13 protein-coding genes, 2 pseudogenes and 1 other annotated feature are annotated in these 19030 nt (G+C 37.0%); of the genes and pseudogenes, 10 read left to right on the forward strand and 5 right to left on the reverse strand.

Annotated features, from left to right (window positions below):
* Window positions 1-278 precede the first annotated feature (278 nt).
* A complete protein-coding gene (locus BBF96_RS14685; protein WP_164731127.1) occupies window positions 279-2003 on the forward strand; it encodes a chloride channel protein in 1725 nt (574 codons plus the stop codon).
* 45 nt (window positions 2004-2048) lie between these two features.
* On the opposite strand, the gene fbp is transcribed toward BBF96_RS14685, so the two are convergent.
* Window positions 2049-3164, reverse strand: coding sequence for a fructose-1,6-bisphosphate aldolase/phosphatase (gene fbp / locus BBF96_RS14690; protein ID WP_127017847.1), 1116 nt, complete (start codon window positions 3162-3164; stop codon window positions 2049-2051).
* A 182-nt stretch (window positions 3165-3346) separates the two neighbouring features.
* Window positions 3347-3586: a binding site (T-box leader), on the forward strand.
* A gap of 451 nt (window positions 3587-4037) precedes the next feature.
* Here fbp and aspS point away from each other — a divergent pair.
* From aspS to BBF96_RS14710, 4 genes are all read left to right on the forward strand, one after another.
* The gene (aspS, locus tag BBF96_RS14695; RefSeq protein WP_127017848.1) at window positions 4038-5327 is read left to right on the forward strand and encodes an aspartate--tRNA(Asn) ligase; all 1290 of its coding nucleotides are present in this window, start codon (window positions 4038-4040) and stop codon (window positions 5325-5327) included.
* A 150-nt stretch (window positions 5328-5477) separates the two neighbouring features.
* Window positions 5478-6659, forward strand: coding sequence for a cysteine desulfurase family protein (locus tag BBF96_RS14700; protein ID WP_127017849.1), 1182 nt, complete (start codon window positions 5478-5480; stop codon window positions 6657-6659).
* Between the two features lie 5 nt (window positions 6660-6664).
* Window positions 6665-7885 carry a tRNA uracil 4-sulfurtransferase ThiI gene (gene thiI, locus BBF96_RS14705; protein ID WP_127018295.1) on the forward strand — a complete coding sequence of 407 codons (1221 nt, stop codon included), beginning with the start codon at window positions 6665-6667 and terminating at the stop codon, window positions 7883-7885.
* An 826-nt stretch (window positions 7886-8711) separates the two neighbouring features.
* Window positions 8712-9947, forward strand: coding sequence for a methyl-accepting chemotaxis protein (locus BBF96_RS14710; protein WP_127017850.1), 1236 nt, complete (start codon window positions 8712-8714; stop codon window positions 9945-9947).
* Between the two features lie 317 nt (window positions 9948-10264).
* Here BBF96_RS14710 and BBF96_RS17560 read toward each other — a convergent pair whose 3' ends face one another.
* The 4 genes and pseudogenes from BBF96_RS17560 to BBF96_RS17660 form a co-directional block, all read right to left on the reverse strand.
* Entirely contained in the window at window positions 10265-10459 is a 195-nt protein-coding gene (locus BBF96_RS17560; RefSeq protein ID WP_127018296.1) for a transposase, read from the reverse strand.
* A gap of 95 nt (window positions 10460-10554) precedes the next feature.
* Window positions 10555-10917 (reverse strand): annotated as a pseudogene (locus BBF96_RS14720) (ISL3 family transposase); the annotation flags it as partial.
* Between the two features lie 146 nt (window positions 10918-11063).
* Window positions 11064-11261: a transposase family protein gene (locus tag BBF96_RS17565; RefSeq protein WP_418655027.1), complete on the reverse strand. Its 198-nt coding sequence runs from the start codon at window positions 11259-11261 to the stop codon at window positions 11064-11066.
* Between the two features lie 56 nt (window positions 11262-11317).
* Window positions 11318-11515 (reverse strand): annotated as a pseudogene (locus BBF96_RS17660) (ISL3 family transposase); the annotation flags it as partial.
* A gap of 476 nt (window positions 11516-11991) precedes the next feature.
* Here BBF96_RS17660 and BBF96_RS14730 point away from each other — a divergent pair.
* From BBF96_RS14730 to BBF96_RS14750, 5 genes are all read left to right on the forward strand, one after another.
* Window positions 11992-13227 (forward strand): methyl-accepting chemotaxis protein, encoded by a 1236-nt coding sequence (locus BBF96_RS14730; RefSeq protein WP_127017853.1) that lies wholly within the window; start codon window positions 11992-11994, stop codon window positions 13225-13227.
* Window positions 13228-13270: 43 nt separating this feature from the next.
* Window positions 13271-15253 (forward strand): methyl-accepting chemotaxis protein, encoded by a 1983-nt coding sequence (locus tag BBF96_RS14735; RefSeq protein ID WP_127017854.1) that lies wholly within the window; start codon window positions 13271-13273, stop codon window positions 15251-15253.
* Between the two features lie 71 nt (window positions 15254-15324).
* Complete coding sequence (locus BBF96_RS14740; protein WP_257792030.1) at window positions 15325-15654, forward strand: L,D-transpeptidase; 330 nt, start codon at window positions 15325-15327, stop codon at window positions 15652-15654.
* 537 nt (window positions 15655-16191) lie between these two features.
* Window positions 16192-17862 carry a type II secretion system ATPase GspE gene (gene gspE, locus BBF96_RS14745; RefSeq protein WP_127017856.1) on the forward strand — a complete coding sequence of 557 codons (1671 nt, stop codon included), beginning with the start codon at window positions 16192-16194 and terminating at the stop codon, window positions 17860-17862.
* A 16-nt stretch (window positions 17863-17878) separates the two neighbouring features.
* Window positions 17879-18961, forward strand: coding sequence for a type IV pilus twitching motility protein PilT (locus BBF96_RS14750; RefSeq protein WP_127017857.1), 1083 nt, complete (start codon window positions 17879-17881; stop codon window positions 18959-18961).
* Window positions 18962-19030: the final 69 nt, after the last annotated feature.

Here is a 19030-nt window from a genome sequence, read left to right on the forward strand (position 1 = left end):
CTATTTTTTAAGATTGATAAATATGATTTTGCTGCGAGAAGTTAATTTTTCGCTTCAAAAGAATTTTTTCGAACCATCTAGAGTTCGATTTCAGTCGAATAAGGCACACTAATAAATAGGTCTTCCTGACCTGGATTAGCTAATCGTTTTCTGTGATGAGACCTTAATTTTTTTCAATCTCACTAAGATGCTTAGACATTTTATAGTTAAATTAAATGTTTACATTCCAAATTCAAGTAAAAAATTATTGAAAAATAATGGCAAAGGTCGGAGGAAATATGACACATAAAGTCTGGTTTAATGATCATTTGAGTAAACTAAATATCAGTCAGGAGACTTTTTTACTATTTCTTGCCATACTGGTGGGTGTATTGGTAGGAAGTCTAGCTGTTTTTTTTCGTATGGTGACAGATTGCCTTGTAACAATTATTCTGATCAATTGGAAACTATCTTTACCCCACTACATTGCCTTGATTCCCTTAATAGGAGGTTTGTTGGTTGGATTGGTGATACATTATGGTGGTCATAGAGCCAGTGGCCACGGAATCCCGGAGGCCATCCAGGCTGTGGCTTTACAGGGGGGACGGATGAAAGGAAGGACTATCTTTGTCGAAGGTATTGCTTCTATTTTGACTATCTCCTTTGGGGGCTCGGTAGGAAGGGTTGGCCCGGTAGTCGAAATTGGGGCCGGTGTCGGGTCACTTATTGGGCAATTTTTTGATAAAAAGGATGAAGTTGTAAAGATGTTGTTGGGCTGTGGAGCTGCAGCAGGAATTGCAGCTATATTTAATGCTCCTATTTCTGGAGTGATCTTTGCTCTGGAGATTATTTTAGGAGATTTTACACCAGGTAACTTTAGTATGCTGGTGATTTCTTCTGTAAGTGCAGATATTATTGCCCGGACTATCTTTGGTGACCGCCCGGCGTTAATAGTGGAGCATTCTTTTCAATTTCACTATTCTGAATTAATCTTTTATATGGGGCTGGGAATCATGGCTGCTATTGTGGGAATGATCTTTATCCGGACTCTTTATTATATAGAAGATTTATTCAAAAAAATTCCTCTCCGCCCTGAGTGGCTGAAACCTGCACTAGGGGGCTTATCTGTAGGGATTATTGGCATGTTTTTACCTCAGGTCTTTGGAGTAGGGTTTGGCGAGATTCATCAAATACTTAATAATAATTATGGAATTGGGCTGCTAGTAGCAATTATGGTCTTTAAACTTTTAGCAACCTGTCTCTCTATTGGTTCTGGTATGTCTGGAGGAGTTTTTGCTCCTACATTATTAATTGGGGCCAGCATGGGTGATCTTTACGGTAGTATTGTGCAACATTTCTTTTCTGTAGATCCAAAGACCTATGCTCTGGTTGGGATGGGAACCATCCTGGCTGGTGTATCCCATGCTCCCATTACAGCGGTTATGATGATTTTTGAGATGACCCGGAATTACCAGATTATTCTTCCTCTGTTGGTTGCTTCTGTTATAGCAAATTTACTATCCAGGCTGATTCTTAAAGATAATATTTATACAATGAAATTACGGCGGCGGGGCTTGATTATCCACAAGGGGTATGACCTGGCTCAATTGATGCAGATCCAGGTTTTTAAAGCCATGTCAAGGGATGTGGACGTTGTAAAGATGGATGAGGCCTTGAGTTCAGTGGTGGAGAAGATGGAAGAAAGTCATCATAATGGTTTTCCAGTAGTCAATGATGCGGGAGAAATGGTAGGGATCATCACCAGACATGATTTGAACAAATATAGTCATGAAGAATTGAAAAGGCGAAAGGTAAAAGAAGTAATGACAGATAAAGTAAAGGTGGTATATCCTGATGAAACATTAGATCAGGTTCTCTTGCGATTGGTTCAGTATAATGTGGGGCGTATGCCTGTGGTTGAAAGAAATAATCCGACCAGAATTCTGGGAGTGATTACGCGTAAAGATATTGTTGACTTTTATCAGAACCGGTTATTGACCGAAAAAACAAATGATAAATGTTGAGCCTACCTTGAAAAGGAAGACGAATCAAGGTAGGCTCATTTTTTATTAGAGAGTAGTAAAGCGGTCTTTAAGGTGATTTAATATTTGGGGAAGAGTTGTATATTCCATATCCTGTAGGGGTAAGCGGTGTGGTTCAAAAGGTCCCTGGCGTCTTAAGTAGGTAGCGATTTTACTTGCTTCTTTACGAGCTTCATCAAAGGCTGGATCTTTGAAAAGATCAGCGGGACCGACCAGTTGATCTTCTGTAATCTGGAAACCTGCAGCTACGATCCTGGGTGGGCCATCAAATCGGGTGCAGTTGGCGTCATCAAAAGAGACGGGCATTATTGGGCCATTATGGCTTCCTCGCATCCAGCCACTAACAAGATATGGAAGAGCAAAAGGTTCTAGTACTTCACCCAATGCTGGAAGACCTGATTGGCATCGTATTAAAGCTACCGGATCATCTTTACCAACATATTCTCCGGCGATTTGGGAAAGTTTTTCGGTACTTACACTGGCTACAGGAATTTCAGGGTTCAGTTTTGGATGATCTGGGCCAGGATAGACATGTTTAATCACATATCTGCTTTTAGCGCCGATTAAAGCCAGTAGTTGATAAGACTCTTCCGGGGTTTTTAACCTTACAGAGGTGTGTTTCATGATATCCCATACTTCAAAAACGAAACCGCCTTGAAGAGATGGGTCAATTACCAGTCCTGCTGTATTAAATGGGTCAGCAAAGATGCGGTAAAGGGGTAGATTAAATGCTCCGGGTTCTGTTTTATCCATCATAAAGGCTACTACCGGTTCTGAAGGGCGCAAACTAAAAGTCAATTCTGCAACTCCTGGGCCCATTCCTTTGACATTACCGGAGAATGCATTGGTCAGAAGGTCCTGACCTGCTCCATATAATCTAAGCCTGTGAGCTTCTTTTGCTGCTTTTTTAAAAGTTTGCCAGGCCAGTTCATGGATTAAAGGGGAGTCATTTCCATGCTGGTGATAGAAAAGAAGCTGGAGGTCGTCACCTACTTTCATAACCCGATAGTCAATAATATCTCCTTTTTTCTTAGCATTCATTAATTCTCTTTCTCCTATCTCGATTAGATTAGGGTGAATGCCAACATGCCCGGGAAATCCACCAATATCGGCTTTAATCAAACTTAATGTTACCTGCTTCATTAAATAACCTCCTTATAAAAATGTGTGTAATAATTATCTGATAATAAGTTAAATATGCTATACTTATTATAATATATGCTATACTAAAAGAAAAGAGACTTTAATCATAAAATTTTTTAAAAAATTCTTGACAGAGTAAAGTAAGGAAGTTATAATGATGAATAAAAACAAATTAGTTGGTTAAAACGATGATGATGGGAAGAAGTAGGTAGATGGAAAGGCTGCCAGCGAGTCAGGGATAGTGTGAGCCTGATCAGCACTCCGCTACTGAAAGACATCCCGGAATTGCTGACTCGAAAACTCCTTTTTTGAGGGGTAAGTAGGGTTGGACGGTTTTCCCCCGTTATCGGGAAGTAGAGTGAACCTGTTCATTTCAGGTTAAGTAGGGTGGCACCGCGGGAATTTACACTCTCGCCCCTATATTGGGGTGGGAGTTTATTTTTTTAATGTTTTAGGAAATTATAAAATGATTAAACTGCAAAAGCTAATTTTTCGCTCCAAAAGAAATTTTTCTAACCATCTAAAGTTCGATTTCAGTCGAAATAAGGCACACTAATCAATGGACCCTCCTGGCCCTTGATTAGCTCATCACTTCCTGTGATGAGGCCTTATTTCGATTGAAATCTCACTAAGATGGTTTAACGAAAAATTTCTATGTCGCTCAAAATTAGCTTTTGCAGTTTAATCATAAAATAAAATTAGGTGCCTGAAGAGCATTTTGTTCTACTGAAATGGATAGGTTAACAAGGGTGGCACCGCGGATAATTCCGTCCCTTGGCATAGTTTATCTTGCCATGTGGACGGATTTTTTAATATCTGATTCTGGCCAGATCAGATTTTCGATAAATAATTTATGTAGGGAGGTTGTTTGCAATGAAACGTCAGTTGGCAAGGGAGTTAGAAGGTAAGATTGGTGAAACCGTAAAAATTCAGGGGTGGGTGCATCGGATCCGGAATCTGGGGGGAATTGCTTTTATTCTCTTAAGAGACCGTTCCGGTGTTGTCCAGTGTGTAGTGGATACTAAAGAAATTGATATCAAAGGTTTAAAGTTGGAGAGTGTGGTTGAAATTATTGGGAGAGTGAAAGAAGAGTCCCGGGTTGAATTGGGGCTGGAAATTTTGGTTCAGGAATTGAAAGTTATTTCAAAAGTGGTAGAAGACCTTCCCATTGAGATTAACAACGAAGAATTAAAGGCAAATTTGGATACAGTTTTGAATCACAGGGTTTTGAGTTTGCGTAATCTAAAGACCAATGCTATTTTTAAGGTTCAGGCAGCATTGGCCCAGGGTTTTGCCGCTTTTCTTAAAAAGGAGGGTTTTACCCAGATCTTTACTCCAAAAATTGTGGCAACAGGTACGGAAGGAGGGACTGAACTCTTTCAAGTGCAATATTTTGATAAAAAAGCCTATCTGGCCCAGAGCCCTCAGTTTTATAAGCAGATGCTAGTAGGAGCGGGGTATGAAAGGGTCTTTGAAATTGGCCATGTTTATCGGGCAGAGACACATGATACGTCACGGCATACCAATGAATTTATTAGTCTAGATTTAGAGATGGGCTTTATTGAAGATGAAAGAGATGTGATGGCTTTAGAAACCCGGATGCTTAAAGAAATTTTCGCCTTTATAAAGGAGGAATGTGCCAGGGAGTTGGATTTATTGGAGGTAGAGGTGCCGGAGATAGGTGATGAGATTCCTTCTATAAAATTTCCAGAGGCGTTAGAGATTTTACGTCAGGAATATGGCAAAGAAGATCTTAAGATGGATTTAGACCCGGAAGGAGAACGGTTAATTGCTAAATATGTGAAAGAACGGTACGGATCTGAATTTGTCTTTATCACCCACTATCCTCAGGCAAAGCGACCTATGTACACTATGCCTGCAGAAGATGGATTGACCCACAGTTTTGATTTGCTCTTCAGGGGATTGGAAATTACAACCGGCGGTCAGCGAATTCATGACTATGAACAACTAAAAGCCAGTATTATCTCCCGGGGTTTATCGGTGGAAAGTTTCAGCGACTATCTGGAAGTCTTTAAATTTGGTATGCCGCCTCATGGGGGACTTGCTATTGGCTTAGAAAGACTGACAGGACAGCTTTTAGGATATAAAAATATTCGCCAGACCACTCTCTTTCCCCGGGATCGTTACCGGATTCGTCCATAACAAGCGTCAGCATTTTAAGCTGGCGCTTTGGTTTATGAGACTCTGTGGTGGACTGGATTACTTTGTTGATTTATGATAAAATGAGTTTGGGTATCAATTGCAAGAATGGGTAGAATAAAGATGATAAAGTATTAAAAGAAGGTGATAAGGATGGAAGAGGTTGTCTATCTTGATAATAGTGCTACAACCCGGGTTGCTCCTGAAGTAATTGATGCTATGGTAAAGATGATGGAAAAGGATTATGGTAATCCTTCATCTCTTCATCGGATGGGTATTACTGTGGAGAAAAAGATAAACAAAGCCAGAGAACAGATAGCTAAAATATTAGGTGTTAAACCGAAAGAAATTATCTTTACATCGGGTGGTACTGAAGCAAATAACCTGGCCATTCGCGGTGTTGTTTATCAATATAATAAGCGAGGCAGGCATTTAATAACGACCAGGATTGAACATCCTTCTGTTTTAAATACATTTCAGCGGTTAGAAGAGGAAGGATTTGAGGTTACATATTTGCCAGTTGATAGGGAAGGATTTATCAGTATAGAAGAGTTAAAATCAGCCATTACTCCTGAGACGATTCTGGTAAGCATTATGCATGTTAATAATGAAATCGGAACCATTCAACCAATTCAGAAGATGGGAGAAGTGATTAAAGAGATAAATCCCCGTACTATTTTTCATGTTGATGCAGTCCAATCTTTTGGAAAACTGTCCTTAAATCCGATTCAGATGAAAGTGGATCTTTTGACCATTAGTGGTCACAAGATTCATGGTCCTAAGGGAATTGGTGCACTTTATTGTAATGAGAAAATTAATTTGAAGCCTTTAGTTGAAGGTGGAGGTCAAGAGTGGAATATACGCTCGGGAACGGAGAATGTTCCGGGAATAATAGGATTGGGTCTTGCTTCTCAATTGATTGTAAAAGAGAGAGAAGCAAATGTAGAGCGTTTAAAGGATTTAAAAGGATGGTTTTTAAAGGAACTTAAAAAGCTTATTCCTGATGTGAAGATCAATGGTCCTGAATCGGTGGAAGATATAAAAGAAGGCAAAAGTGCACCTTATATTATCAATTTATCCTTTCCAGGGCTTAAGGGAGAGGTATTGCTCCACGCACTGGAGGATTTTAATATCTATGTTTCTACCGGATCAGCCTGTCACTCCCGAAAGAGTGCTCCAAGCCATGTTTTACAGGCCATTGGGCTTAATCAGAGAGAACTGGAGAGTGCAATACGGATCAGTTTATCTTTCCATACGCAAAAAGAAGAGTTAGAATACCTGTTAGAACATTTACCTGATCTGGTAGTTGAATTACGAAATTTAATGCAGAGGTGAGGAGATTGTACACAGATATTCTTATTCGATATGGAGAGATTGGGTTAAAGGGTAAAAACCGAAAAACCTTTGAAAAGATTTTGGTTAGAAATATTAAGGAATGTCTCCGGGATCTGGGCCAATTTAATGTTGAGCGAACTTATGGCCGGATATATCTTCGTCAGGTTGATGGATTAATAGATCAAATTGTCGAACGGTTGGCTAGAGTACCCGGGATTGTTTCTCTCAGTCCTGTAGTTAAAACGGGCTTAGATATGGAAGAGATTAAGGAAATGGCTTTACGGGTATTAGAGGACGCTTTACCTGATGGTGGTACTTTTAAAGTTGAGACCAAAAGGGCTAACAAGAATTTTCCCCTGATTTCTCCAGAGATCAATCGCCAGGTATCGGCCCACTTATTGATTAATTTTTCGAAAGAACTGAAGGTGGATGTACATAATCCCGATACTGTGGTTTTTGTAGAGGTCAGAAGTGAACATGTTTACCTTTACTCAAAGGTTATAGATGGGCCTGGTGGTCTTCCGGTGGGTTCTAGCGGCAGGGGACTTTTGCTTCTTTCCGGTGGGATTGATAGTCCGGTAGCGGGTTGGTTAGGAATGAAGCGGGGTGTCATTATTGATGCTCTTCATTTTTATAGTTTCCCCTTTACAAGTGAACGGTCAAAGGAGAAAGTGATTGAACTGGCAAAGGTATTAGCCCGGTATAGTGGAAAAATGCGTCTTTTTATTGGTTACTTTACCAATATCCAGAAAGCTATTGGTTTAAAGTGTCCTGAAAGGCTGCATATTACCATTATGCGGCGAATGATGTTTAGAATGGCTACTGAGATTGCCCATAGATATAATGCTAAAGTGCTCTTTACAGGGGAAAGTATTGGACAAGTAGCAAGTCAGACACTAGAAAGCATGGAAGTGATTAATGCAGTAACCAATATTCCGGTTTTAAGGCCGTTGATTACTATGGATAAAACAGAGATTATGGATCTTGCACGTAAAATCGGTACTTATGAGATTTCTATCCAGCCCTATGAGGATTGCTGCACTGTTTTTGTTCCCGATGCTCCGGCTACCAGGCCCAGACTTAAAGATGCAGAAGCAGCGGAAAAAGATCTTATGATTGATCAATTAATTAAGGAGGCTATTGAGCGGAGTACGGTTCTGATTATTACACCAGATGGGGTAGAAGCAGAATATAGTCTGGCTGAAGAACAGGGGGTTATGTTGTAGAATCATGTTGCAAATGAAAGTTTGATTTAATTCAAATTTTAAATAATAGTAAGCATTTTTATTTAAATGGTTAAACTGTAAAAGGCTAATTTTTCGCTTCTTGAGAAATTTTTCGAATCATCTAATGCTCGATTTCTGCTGAAATAAGGTTTTCTAATCAAAGGGCTCTCCTGGCCCTTGATTAGCTTATCACCTCCTGTGATGAGGCCTTATTTCGTCGGAAATCTCGCTAAGATGATTTGGCGAAAAATTTCTATGTCGCTTAAAATTAGCTTTTTGTAGTATAATCTTTAAATAAGTTTTTAAGTATGATTTAGTTAAGCAAAAAAAATTGAAGGAAATAGGTTCTAAGAGAGTTTAAATGCTTTTTATAACATTTGACAAAAAAATAAAAAAATTATTATTCTTTTGGCAGAGGTTAATAAGTAACTTTGATTGATGAAGTAATATTGTAGGGTAAAAATAAAGATGGACGTTAAAAAAAGAGACGGTTTATTCCCGGTTATTGATAAGATACACTGAAACGTTGAATTCGTTCTCAAATTAAACTACAAAAAGCTAATTTTAAGTGTTATTGAAATTTTTTGTTAAACTATCTTCGTGAGATTGAAAAGAATGGCCTCACATGAGGATGTGATGAGCTTAATCAAGGGTCATAAGGCCTCATTGATTAGCGTGCTTTATTTCGACTGAAATTGAACTTTAAATGGTTAGAAGAATTTCTGTATGAAGTGAAAAATTAGCTTTTTGCAGTAAAATCATAAAAACAATTTTTTGATATATAAGGTTGACAAAAACCAAAAATCCAAAAGAAGGAGGGATTTTTATGAAAGTGAAAATTTTAATGTTATCAGTATTGTGTGCAATAATTACAGCAGTATTAATGTATTTTATTCCAAATACGCTTTATTCTTTTTTGGTGGCAATAGGGTTATGTATATTGACAGGCTTTATGTTTACAAGAAGTATTTTTAAACAATTGATAACTTTAAAGCAAGAAGTAGAAAAATTGGCTAAAGGAGATTTAACTGTAAATCTTCAAGTAACTTCTAGAGATGAATTTGCTGAAATTGGCAAGTCAATAAATCAAGTAGTACAGAATTTGCGAGATAAGATATGGGAAGTTAAAGATAATACTATTGAATTGGAGGAAACCGTTAATGAAATAAATTCTGGAATTGAAGAAACTTCGGCAGCAATGGAAGAAGTAACAGCTTCTATAACGGAAATGGCTAACGGTGCTCAGGAACAAATAAAACAGTTAGAAAACACTGCCAATAATATTATGGAAATAGCTGCAAGTATAAAGGAACTAGCAACCAATTCTCAAAATATTGCAGAATTAGCCCAGAAAGCAGACGAGAATGCTAAAGAGGGAAGTAGATTAATATTAGGCGTTATCAGAAGAATAGAAGACTTGAAGAATGTTATTGATGATAGTGTAGAAAATATGTCAAAACTAAAAACGAATGCTGATGGTATTAATAAAATTGCAGAAGTAATTACAAACATTGCAGACCAGACAAACCTTTTAGCATTAAATGCAGCTATTGAAGCGGCAAGGGCAGGTGAAGCGGGTAAGGGTTTTGCTATTGTAGCTGAAGAAATTAGAAAACTTGCTGAGAATTCTACAAAGGCTACAGGTGAGATTTTAGAAATTATAGAGATAATTCGAAGCAATGTAGATGAAATGGCTATCTCAATTGATCATATAAAAGAAGAAATGACTACATCCCAGGAGCAATCCAGATTGGGAGAGAGAGAATTACAGAAGATTATTACTGGAGTTTCCAGTGTAAGTGAACAGATAGAAATAATAGCTGATGGATTAAAATCAATGGCTGCCGTTAGTGATGAGATTGTAGAGTCTACAAAGAATGTTACTTCAATTGCTCAAAATACCACTGCTGGAACTGAAGAAGTATCTGCAGCAGCAGAAGAGACTACTTCAGCTATGGAAGAAATGACATCCAAAACCGATGTATTAACTGAAATGGTGGCAAGAATGAGGAAGTCTGTAGAACAATTTACATTACAAGAAAGGGTAAGAGAAAGTGAATAGCCTACTATTTCAACTGATACTAAAAGCTAAAAATTTCCTAATTCTTTTAAGCATAGTATGATTTTACTGCAAAAAGCTAATTTTTCGCTTTATAAAGAAATTTTTCGAACCATCTAAAGTTCGATTTCAGTCGAAATAAGGCTCCCTAATCAAAGGGCCCTCCTGGCCCTTGATTAGCTCATCACATCCTGTGATGAGGCCTTATTTCGATTAAAATCTCACTAAGATGGTTTAACGAAAAATTTCTATGTCGCTCAAAATTAGCTTTTTGCAGTTTAATTATATATAATAAATATTTACCAGCTAATTAAGTAAAACTATTGAACATTTTGGCTCTCCGTCAAATGTTGTGAAAAATAAGTTGGCTCCGTTGAATTGATTGGTGAATTGGTTTTGGAATAAACATTTATAAATACTCTTCTCCTTAGATTCATAACATTTGGAACACCACATCCAATCCTTTTGATCGATTTAATCTTGTTATTGATATCTTCAGCAAAGCCATTGGTTATCTTAAAATAATCTTAGTATTTTTTCTTCTTAATCTTTGTATTATCTTTTTTACCTGGTAAAAAGGCATCAGCTTGCTTTTTATTAGTTCTTTATATCACTTTTTTAGAGCTCTGGTGGCTTTTTTTACATCATCTGGCTGCAATAGGTCTCTGAATTTCTCTTTTAGTTCCCAGGCTTTTTCTAAAGCTGGACTGAGTTCAAATAATTCGATGAGTTTTTTATGTTCTTCATCTGTCAGTTCTTCAGCTCGTTTTTGGAGTAATAAACGACTTTGAAAAAACTTTCTTCTCTGATGATTATTTAGTGTTTGTTGAACTTGCTTTCTAACTTCGTCAAGGGCTTTGTTCATTAAAGTTACAAGGTGAAATTTATTTATAACAATTTTTTCATGAGTAAATGCTGCATCTGCTACTGCTTTGAACGGACACCATATATCCATAGAGATCGATTGAATCTGTCGTCTTTGCTCATCTTCCTAACAATTAAAGTAGTTAATTAAATCATCCTTTTTGTGAGTAGGTAAAATGTCAATTAACTCAAGATTCTAACTACATATTTATGGCGTTTTAAAACTGCAAATTCATCGATACTGATGGCTTTTAATTAACTAAGTTTTGAAAGTTGTTGTTCAATGAGAGGGTCAATTACTTTTTTAACTGTATTATTAACAGCTGTATAACTTAACCCGTTTTCTCTAGCAAGTTTAGAATAATTCTTGCTGACAGTTTTTTTAGCAAAATATTTATCAAAGCGTTTGGTTTTACGGGCATATTTATCAATGCTTTCATATTTTTCAGGGATACCCCTTTTATGACAATAAGGACAACGATATCTTTTTTTAGAGGTCTAATGATTACTAATTTACCTCTTATGGGGATGTTTCTAATATTTTGCCATTTTGTATCATAGATTTTATTAGTGATATTACCACACTGAGGACACACAATGTGATTTTTCTTTGCTTCAGCAATAAAAATATACCTGTCCTCCGTTGAAGTAATTTCAGTTGCAATAATGTCTGGCAAATCAAGAAATTTTATAATATTATCTTGCATTTGCTGGACTCCTTTCTTTGGTTTTTAGTTCGCAACTAATTAATTCAACGGGGTCAGCAAATGCCTTTTTATAATTATAGACCCATATTGTTTTATATTTATTGGATGTGATATAATATTTCTGCTGAAAAGATCTAATAAGTCAATATAAACAGGTTTTACAAGAGGTAAAGGAAATCATTAAGGCTGTTTAATTTAGAGTAGCTGTCATCAATCTGGTTAGATGGTTTAAAATCAATACGGAAATATTGCGAGAAAACTAAAAAGAGATTAAGAAGAAAATTTAATAAAGATTTTAAGAGGATATTGTATAGTGGTTGACGAATCATAACTTATGAGTCCCTTCGTTCTGGGTGTATTGAATTTGGGTTTGGTTAACTACTACCTAACTATTCCAGGGGAAGGGATTTCTTTTTTGCCCCTTGAAAAAAGGCAGAAAATTTGATGGAACAACTCCAAAAGAAGGAGGGATTTTTATGAAAGCGAAAATTTTAATGTTATCAGTATTGTGTGCAGTAATTACAGCAGTATTAATGTATTTTATTCCAAATACGCTTTATTCTTTTTTGGTGGCAATAGGGTTATGTATATTGACAGGCTTTATGTTTACAAGAAGTATTTTTAAACAATTGATAACTTTAAAGCAAGAAGTAGAAAAATTGGCTAAAGGAGATTTAACTGTAAATCTTCAAGTAACTTCTAGAGATGAATTTGCTGAAATTGGCAAGTCAATAAATCAAGTAGTACAGAATTTGCGAGATAAGATATGGGAAGTTAAAGATAATACTATTGAATTGGAGGAAACCGTTAATGAAATAAATTCTGGAATTGAAGAAACTTCGGCAGCAATGGAAGAAGTAACAGCTTCTATAACGGAAATGGCTAACGGTGCTCAGGAACAAATAAAACAGTTAGAAAACACTGCCAATAATATTATGGAAATAGCTGCAAGTATAAAGGAACTAGCAACCAATTCTCAAAATATTGCAGAATTAGCCCAGAAAGCAGACGAGAATGCTAAAGAGGGAAGTAGATTAATATTAGGCGTTATCAAAAGAATAGAAGACTTGAAGAGTATTATTGATGATAGTGTAGAAAATATGTCAAAACTAAAAACGAATGCTGATGGTATTAATAAAATTGCAGAAGTAATTACAAACATTGCAGACCAGACAAACCTTTTAGCATTAAATGCAGCTATTGAAGCGGCAAGGGCAGGTGAAGCGGGTAAGGGTTTTGCTATTGTAGCTGAAGAAATTAGAAAACTTGCTGAGAATTCTACAAAGGCTACAGGTGAGATTTTAGAAATTATAGAGATAATTCGGAGCAATGTAGATGAAATGGCTATCTCAATTGATCATATAAAAGAAGAAATGACTACATCCCAGGAGCAATCCAGATTGGGAGAGAAAGAATTACAGAAGATTATTACTGGAGTTTCCAGTGTAAGTGAACAGATAGAAATAATAGCTGATGGATTAAAATCAATGGCTGCCGTTAGTGATGAGATTGTAGAGTCTACAAAGAATGTTACTTCAATTGCTCAAAATACCACTGCTGGAACTGAAGAAGTATCTGCAGCAGCAGAAGAGACTACTTCAGCTATGGAAGAGATGACATCCAAAACCGATGTATTAACTGAAATGGTGGCAAGAATGAGGAAGTCTGTAGAACAATTTACATTACAAGAAAGGGTAGGAGAGAGTGATTAGCTCTACTTTCAACTGATACTAATAACTGAAAGGAGTGTAAATAATGAAGAATTTTTTTGATAATATAGAACGTAGATTAATTTTAGTTATATCCATTTTTTTAATTTTAATTTTTGGTACATATGGAATTGTTGTTTATCAATTATCTAAAGGGAATATAAGTCAACTAATATATAAATATAACAGTGAGGTTACCAAGGTTTTATCTATTCAAATCCAAAATTTTTTAGATAAGAAAAGAGAATTAATGTTGAATTTATCAGAACATCCTGATTTGAAGAAAAAAGACCAAAAAGAACTAATCCGACTTTTTCAAAGAAAACTGGATCAATATTCAGATTTACAGATGTTATATTTAGGTACTGAAGAAGGAGAATTTTACTATGCACCTTCTAATGTCTATGTGCCGGAGGGTTTTGACCCAAGAGTTCGGCCCTGGTATCAGAAGGCGAAAAAAGAAGGAAGGGTAATCTGGACAGATGTATATATAGATATAGCGACAAACCTTCCTATTATCAGTGTGGCAGTACCGGTATATGATGAAAATAATCAATTCATTGGTGTATTGGGAGCAGATGTGAATCTGGCGACTATGACAGATTTACTGCGAAAAGAGAAAATTGGTAATACTGGATATGCATATATGACTGACCGACAGGGAATTGTAATTGCCCATCCTGATAAAAAACTAGTTGTTGAAAAATATAATTTAGGAGAGAAATATGATTTTGTTCATCATGCTTTAAAAGAACCCGGAACGGCAAATTATGAATTTGAGGGAAGTAAAAGGCTTGTCTCATACCGCCCTATTCCTGAAATCGGTGCTGTATTTGTACAAATGCCAGAAAAAGAGGTATTTGCGGCTGCTAGAAAATTATTTCCAATAACAGTAATTGGTATTATAATTTGTGTTATAATAATGTCTTTGATATGCTGGTTCTTTATTAAATATTTTGTATTGAAGTCAGTAGAACATATCAATAGGATTGCTGATCAGGGTGCAAAGGGTGATTTGACAGAATTAGTTGGAGGTAATTATAAAGGTCAAATGGGCACATTGGCTAATGCTTTTGATAACATGATATTAGATTTAAGAGAAATGATAAGAGAAATAAGAGAGGCAGGAGATAAGGTAAAAACTACAAGCGAGGACCTGGCTGAAATATGCAATCAATCAGAACAGATTACTGCACAGGTGGCAGATTCTATTCAAGAGATTGCCACTGGTATGGAAACACAGACCTATAATATTGAAGATGCAAATCAAATTATAAAGGAAATGAATTCAAAAATTAAAGAATTAAATAGTTATAGTAAGCAAATTGCGGAGATAGCGAAAGAATCAAATGAAATTGCAACTAAAGGTAATGAAATGGTAGAAAATGTTATGAGCCAGATGCATTCTCTACGTGAATCAATGGAGAAGTTAAGAAAGCAAATTCAAGATTTTGAAGCAGATTCTAAAGAGATTGAAACAATTATTCATATTATAGATAATATAGCCAATCAGACCAATCTTTTAGCATTAAATGCCGCAATAGAAGCAGCCAGAGCCGGAGAGCAAGGGCGAGGTTTTTCAGTTGTTGCTGATGAGATTCGTTCACTTGCTGAGGAATCAATTAATTCTGCCCAACAGATTGGTCAGCTGATTAATAAGATTCGCCAGGAGATTCAGGAAGTTTCGTCAACAATTGAATCTAATTATCAGCTTACCAATCAGAGTGAGGAAGGAGTTATTAATGCTGGTAATGCTTTTGAAAGGATTGCAGATCATGTGGCTCAGACTACTGAAGGTATGCTTAAAATAGAGGGGATTGTGACAGATCTTGCTGAGAGTAGTCAGGAGATTGTTGAGCGAATGAGCAATGTTGCTGCTACTGCCGAAGAATCTGCTGCCAATGCGGAAGAAGTTTCTGCTGCGACAGAAGAACAGGGGGCATCTATTGAACAGATGGCCCGGGAGGCAAATTCTCTGGCTAAATTGGCTGAAAATCTTTTGGATAAGATAAAGAAATTCAAAATATAGATGAACACAAAATTTGTCCCCCTCATATAAATAAAGTAAATTATCAGAGGGGGGGATAAATAATAAGGAAGATTGTTGTTTCCCTTGCTGAACGTCGTTTATATCTCTTTGAAAATGGAAGAATTATTCGGAGCTATCCGGTAGCTATTGGTAAACCATCAACACCTACTCCTACCGGTGAGTATTCGATAAGACATAAATTGAAGAATCCTGGAGGTCCATTCGGAACCAGATGGATGAGTTTTAAATCACATTATGGAATTCACGGAACCAATAGCCCGGGTCTCATTGGGCAGGCAGTGAGTCATGGGTGTATTAGAATGTTAAATAAAGATATAGAGGAACTTTATGATTTGGTTCAGGTGGGTACCCCAGTGAAGATAATTGCGGGATCTTTATAATTTTGATACACAGTTGGTTTTGACAGAAGGGGAGCTGTATAAATAGCTCCTCTTAATATTTTACATAATGAACTGTTACTTAATTACAGGAAAGAAAAAAAAGATGTCGAAATTATATCCTATGATTAAACTGCAAAAAAGTTAATTTTGAACGACATAGAAATTTTTCGTTTAACCATCTTAGTGAGATTTCAGTTGAAATAAGGCCTCATCACAGGAGGTGATGAGCTAATCAAGAGCCAGGGGGGCCCATTGATTAGGGTGCCTGATTTCGACTGAAATTGAACTTTAGATGGTTCGAAAAATTTTTTTAAACTAAAAATTAGCTTTTTGCAGTAAAATCATTTATAAATAAATAAAGAGTAAACAGGACTATTGTCCTATATCTATTAAATGTGATATAATATTTCTGCCGAAAAGATCTAATAAGTCCATTGATCCTATCGTTAATTTTCGAGGTTTTTTTAACATAATTATGTGGTAGTTAATAGTAAAACAGTATGTTTTTTAGAAATTGCCCCAGGAAGGTGAAATGTGATGAGTCAGCCCAAGTTGGGTCAAATTTTGATCGATTTCAATTTAATTACTGAAGAACAGTTTGAAGAGGCTTTAAAGATTCATAAACATTCAAATAAGCGGATTGGGGAGATTTTAATTGACTTGGGATATATTACTGAGTCTCAATTAGTTCAGGTATTGGAATTTCAGCTAGGTGTACCCCATGTGGATCTTTCAAAATATAACTTAGACCAGCGTTTAACCCGTTATATTCCAGAAAATATTGCCCGTCGTCATCGAGTTGTTCCCTTAAAAAAAGAAGACAATGTCCTAAAAGTGGCAATGGCTGATCCATTAGATATTTTTGCCATTGATGATATTAAACTCAATGCCAGATGTAAGATTGAAGCAATGATAGCTTCCGTAAGTGATATTGAAAAAGCCATAGAAGAGCTTTATTCGATGACCGGATTAGGTGATGATGGTTTTGATATTACCTATGATATTCCTGAAGATGTAGAAGATTTGGAAATAGATGAGCTTAGACGTTTAGTAGAAGATGCGCCAATTGTTCGTTTAACTAATCTTTTGATCCGACAAGCAATTCAGCAGAGGGCCAGCGATATACATATAGAACCTATGAAAGATGAGATCAGAGTCAGATACCGAATTGATGGTGTTTTGCACGAATTTCGAAGTCTTCCAAAAAGTAACCAGGCAGCTCTCGTTTCCCGTTTAAAGATTATGGCTGGTCTAGATATTGCAGAGCGGCGGAAACCCCAGGATGGACGAATAGAATTAAAACAACCGGAAGGTGAAGTAGATATTCGTATTTCTACCATTCCGACCATATATGGGGAGAAAGTAGTTTTAAGGATCTTGAACAAGGAGTCAGTCTTACTTGATCTGGATAAACTGGGTTTTTCTTTGAAAAATCGACGCTATTTTGATGAAATGCTTAAAAAACCTCATGGGATTATTCTTGTTACCGGTCCCACCGGAAGTGGTAAAACCACAACCCTCTTTGCAGCTCTGAACAAATTGAACAGTCAGGAGAAAAATATTTCCACTGTTGAAGATCCGGTGGAATATCGGCTGGAAGGGATTAATCAGATTCAAATAAATCCGCGGGTTGGTTTGACTTTTGCCTCGGCGCTCCGTGCTATATTACGTCAGGACCCCGATATTATCATGATTGGGGAGATCCGGGATAGAGAGACCGCTTCCATTGCTATAAGAGCAGCCATGACCGGACATTTGGTTTTGAGTACTATTCATACCAATGATGCCCCCAGTGCTATAACCCGGTTGATTGATATGGGAATAGAACCATATCTTGTTTCTTCTTCTATGATTGGAGTAGTGGCTCAACGTCTGGTACGAAAAATTTGCCCTTCCTGTAAGGAAAGGTTTGAACCATCAGAAGAGATGCGCTTTTATTTAGGGGAGCTGGGCCAGCAGGTTAAGTATCTATATCGTGGAAAAGGGTGCCCTGACTGTAATAAGACAGGCTATCAGGGGCAGTTGGCTATTCATGAAGTATTGGTACCGGATCGGGAGATTCGGAGGTTGACAATTCAGAATCGTCCCGCTGAAGATTTGAGGGATGCAGCAGTGGCTAATGGAATGACAACCCTAAAGATGGATGGAATCGAGAAAGCTCTAAAAGGGTTGACCAGTTTAGAAGAAGTTATGCGTGTAGCTATTTAGAGAGGAGGAGGTTATTATGATTAACGTTGATCAATTATTGTGTGATGTTGCTTTTGATCCATTGATTTCAGACCTGCATTTAACTGTAAATTCTCCTCCTATAGTAAGAATCAACGGGGATTTACAACCTTTGGCCAGATATGAATCTGTTTTAAGTTATAAGCAATTGATTGAGATAGCTAAATATTTGATGAGCGAGGAGCAATATCGGGAGTTTGAAGAAAAAGGGGAATATGATTTCTCCTATAGTCTTGAGTCAGTTGGTCGTTTTCGGGTTAATGCCTATTTTCAGCGGGGAACAGTAAGTTTAGCTTTAAGGGTTATTCCTAACAAGATTCCTTCCATTGATGATTTGGGTTTACCTCTGGTAATTAAGGAATTGGCGATGAAAAAAAATGGATTGATTTTATGTACAGGCCCAACAGGAAGCGGTAAATCAACTACTTTGGCTTCAATGCTGGATTTAATCAATTGTACCCGGACATGTCATATTATCACCTTAGAAGATCCGATAGAATATCTTCATACTCATAAAAAAAGTTTAATTCATCAACGTGAAATTGGAGCAGATACTCAGTCTTTTGCCAGCGGTTTACGGGCAGCCCTGCGTCAAGACCCGGATGTAATTTTGGTAGGAGAAATGCGTGATTTAGAAACTATTTCCATTGCGCTTGAAGCTGCAGAAACAGGTCATCTGGTTTTGGCAACTTTACATACTAATAATGCACCGGGAGCCATTGATCGAATTATCGACGTTTTTCCTCCAAATCAACAACAGCAGATTAGAATTCAGTTAGCAACGGTTATTCAGGGAGTTATAGCCCAACAGTTGGTTAAACGCGTTGACAGGCGCGGGCGAGTGGCCGCGGTAGAAGTAATGGTGGCTACTCCTGCTATTCGTAATTTGATTCGTGAAAACAAAGCACATCAGATCTATTCGGTTATACAGACCGGGGCCAGGTTTGGAATGCAAACAATGGATAATTGCCTTATCCGGCTCTATCGGGATGGAATTATCAGTTTTGAGGATGGCCGGGCTAAAGCTGTTAATGTGGAATATTTTGAGCGACTGGCTCGCCGACCAGATCAGGATTTTTAATTAATTAAATGATTAAACTGCAAAAAGCTAATTTTGAGCGCTATTGAAATTTTTCGTTAAACCATCTTA

The organism is Anoxybacter fermentans, from assembly GCF_003991135.1.
GTDB classification, from domain to species: Bacteria; Bacillota; Halanaerobiia; order DY22613; family DY22613; genus Anoxybacter; species Anoxybacter fermentans.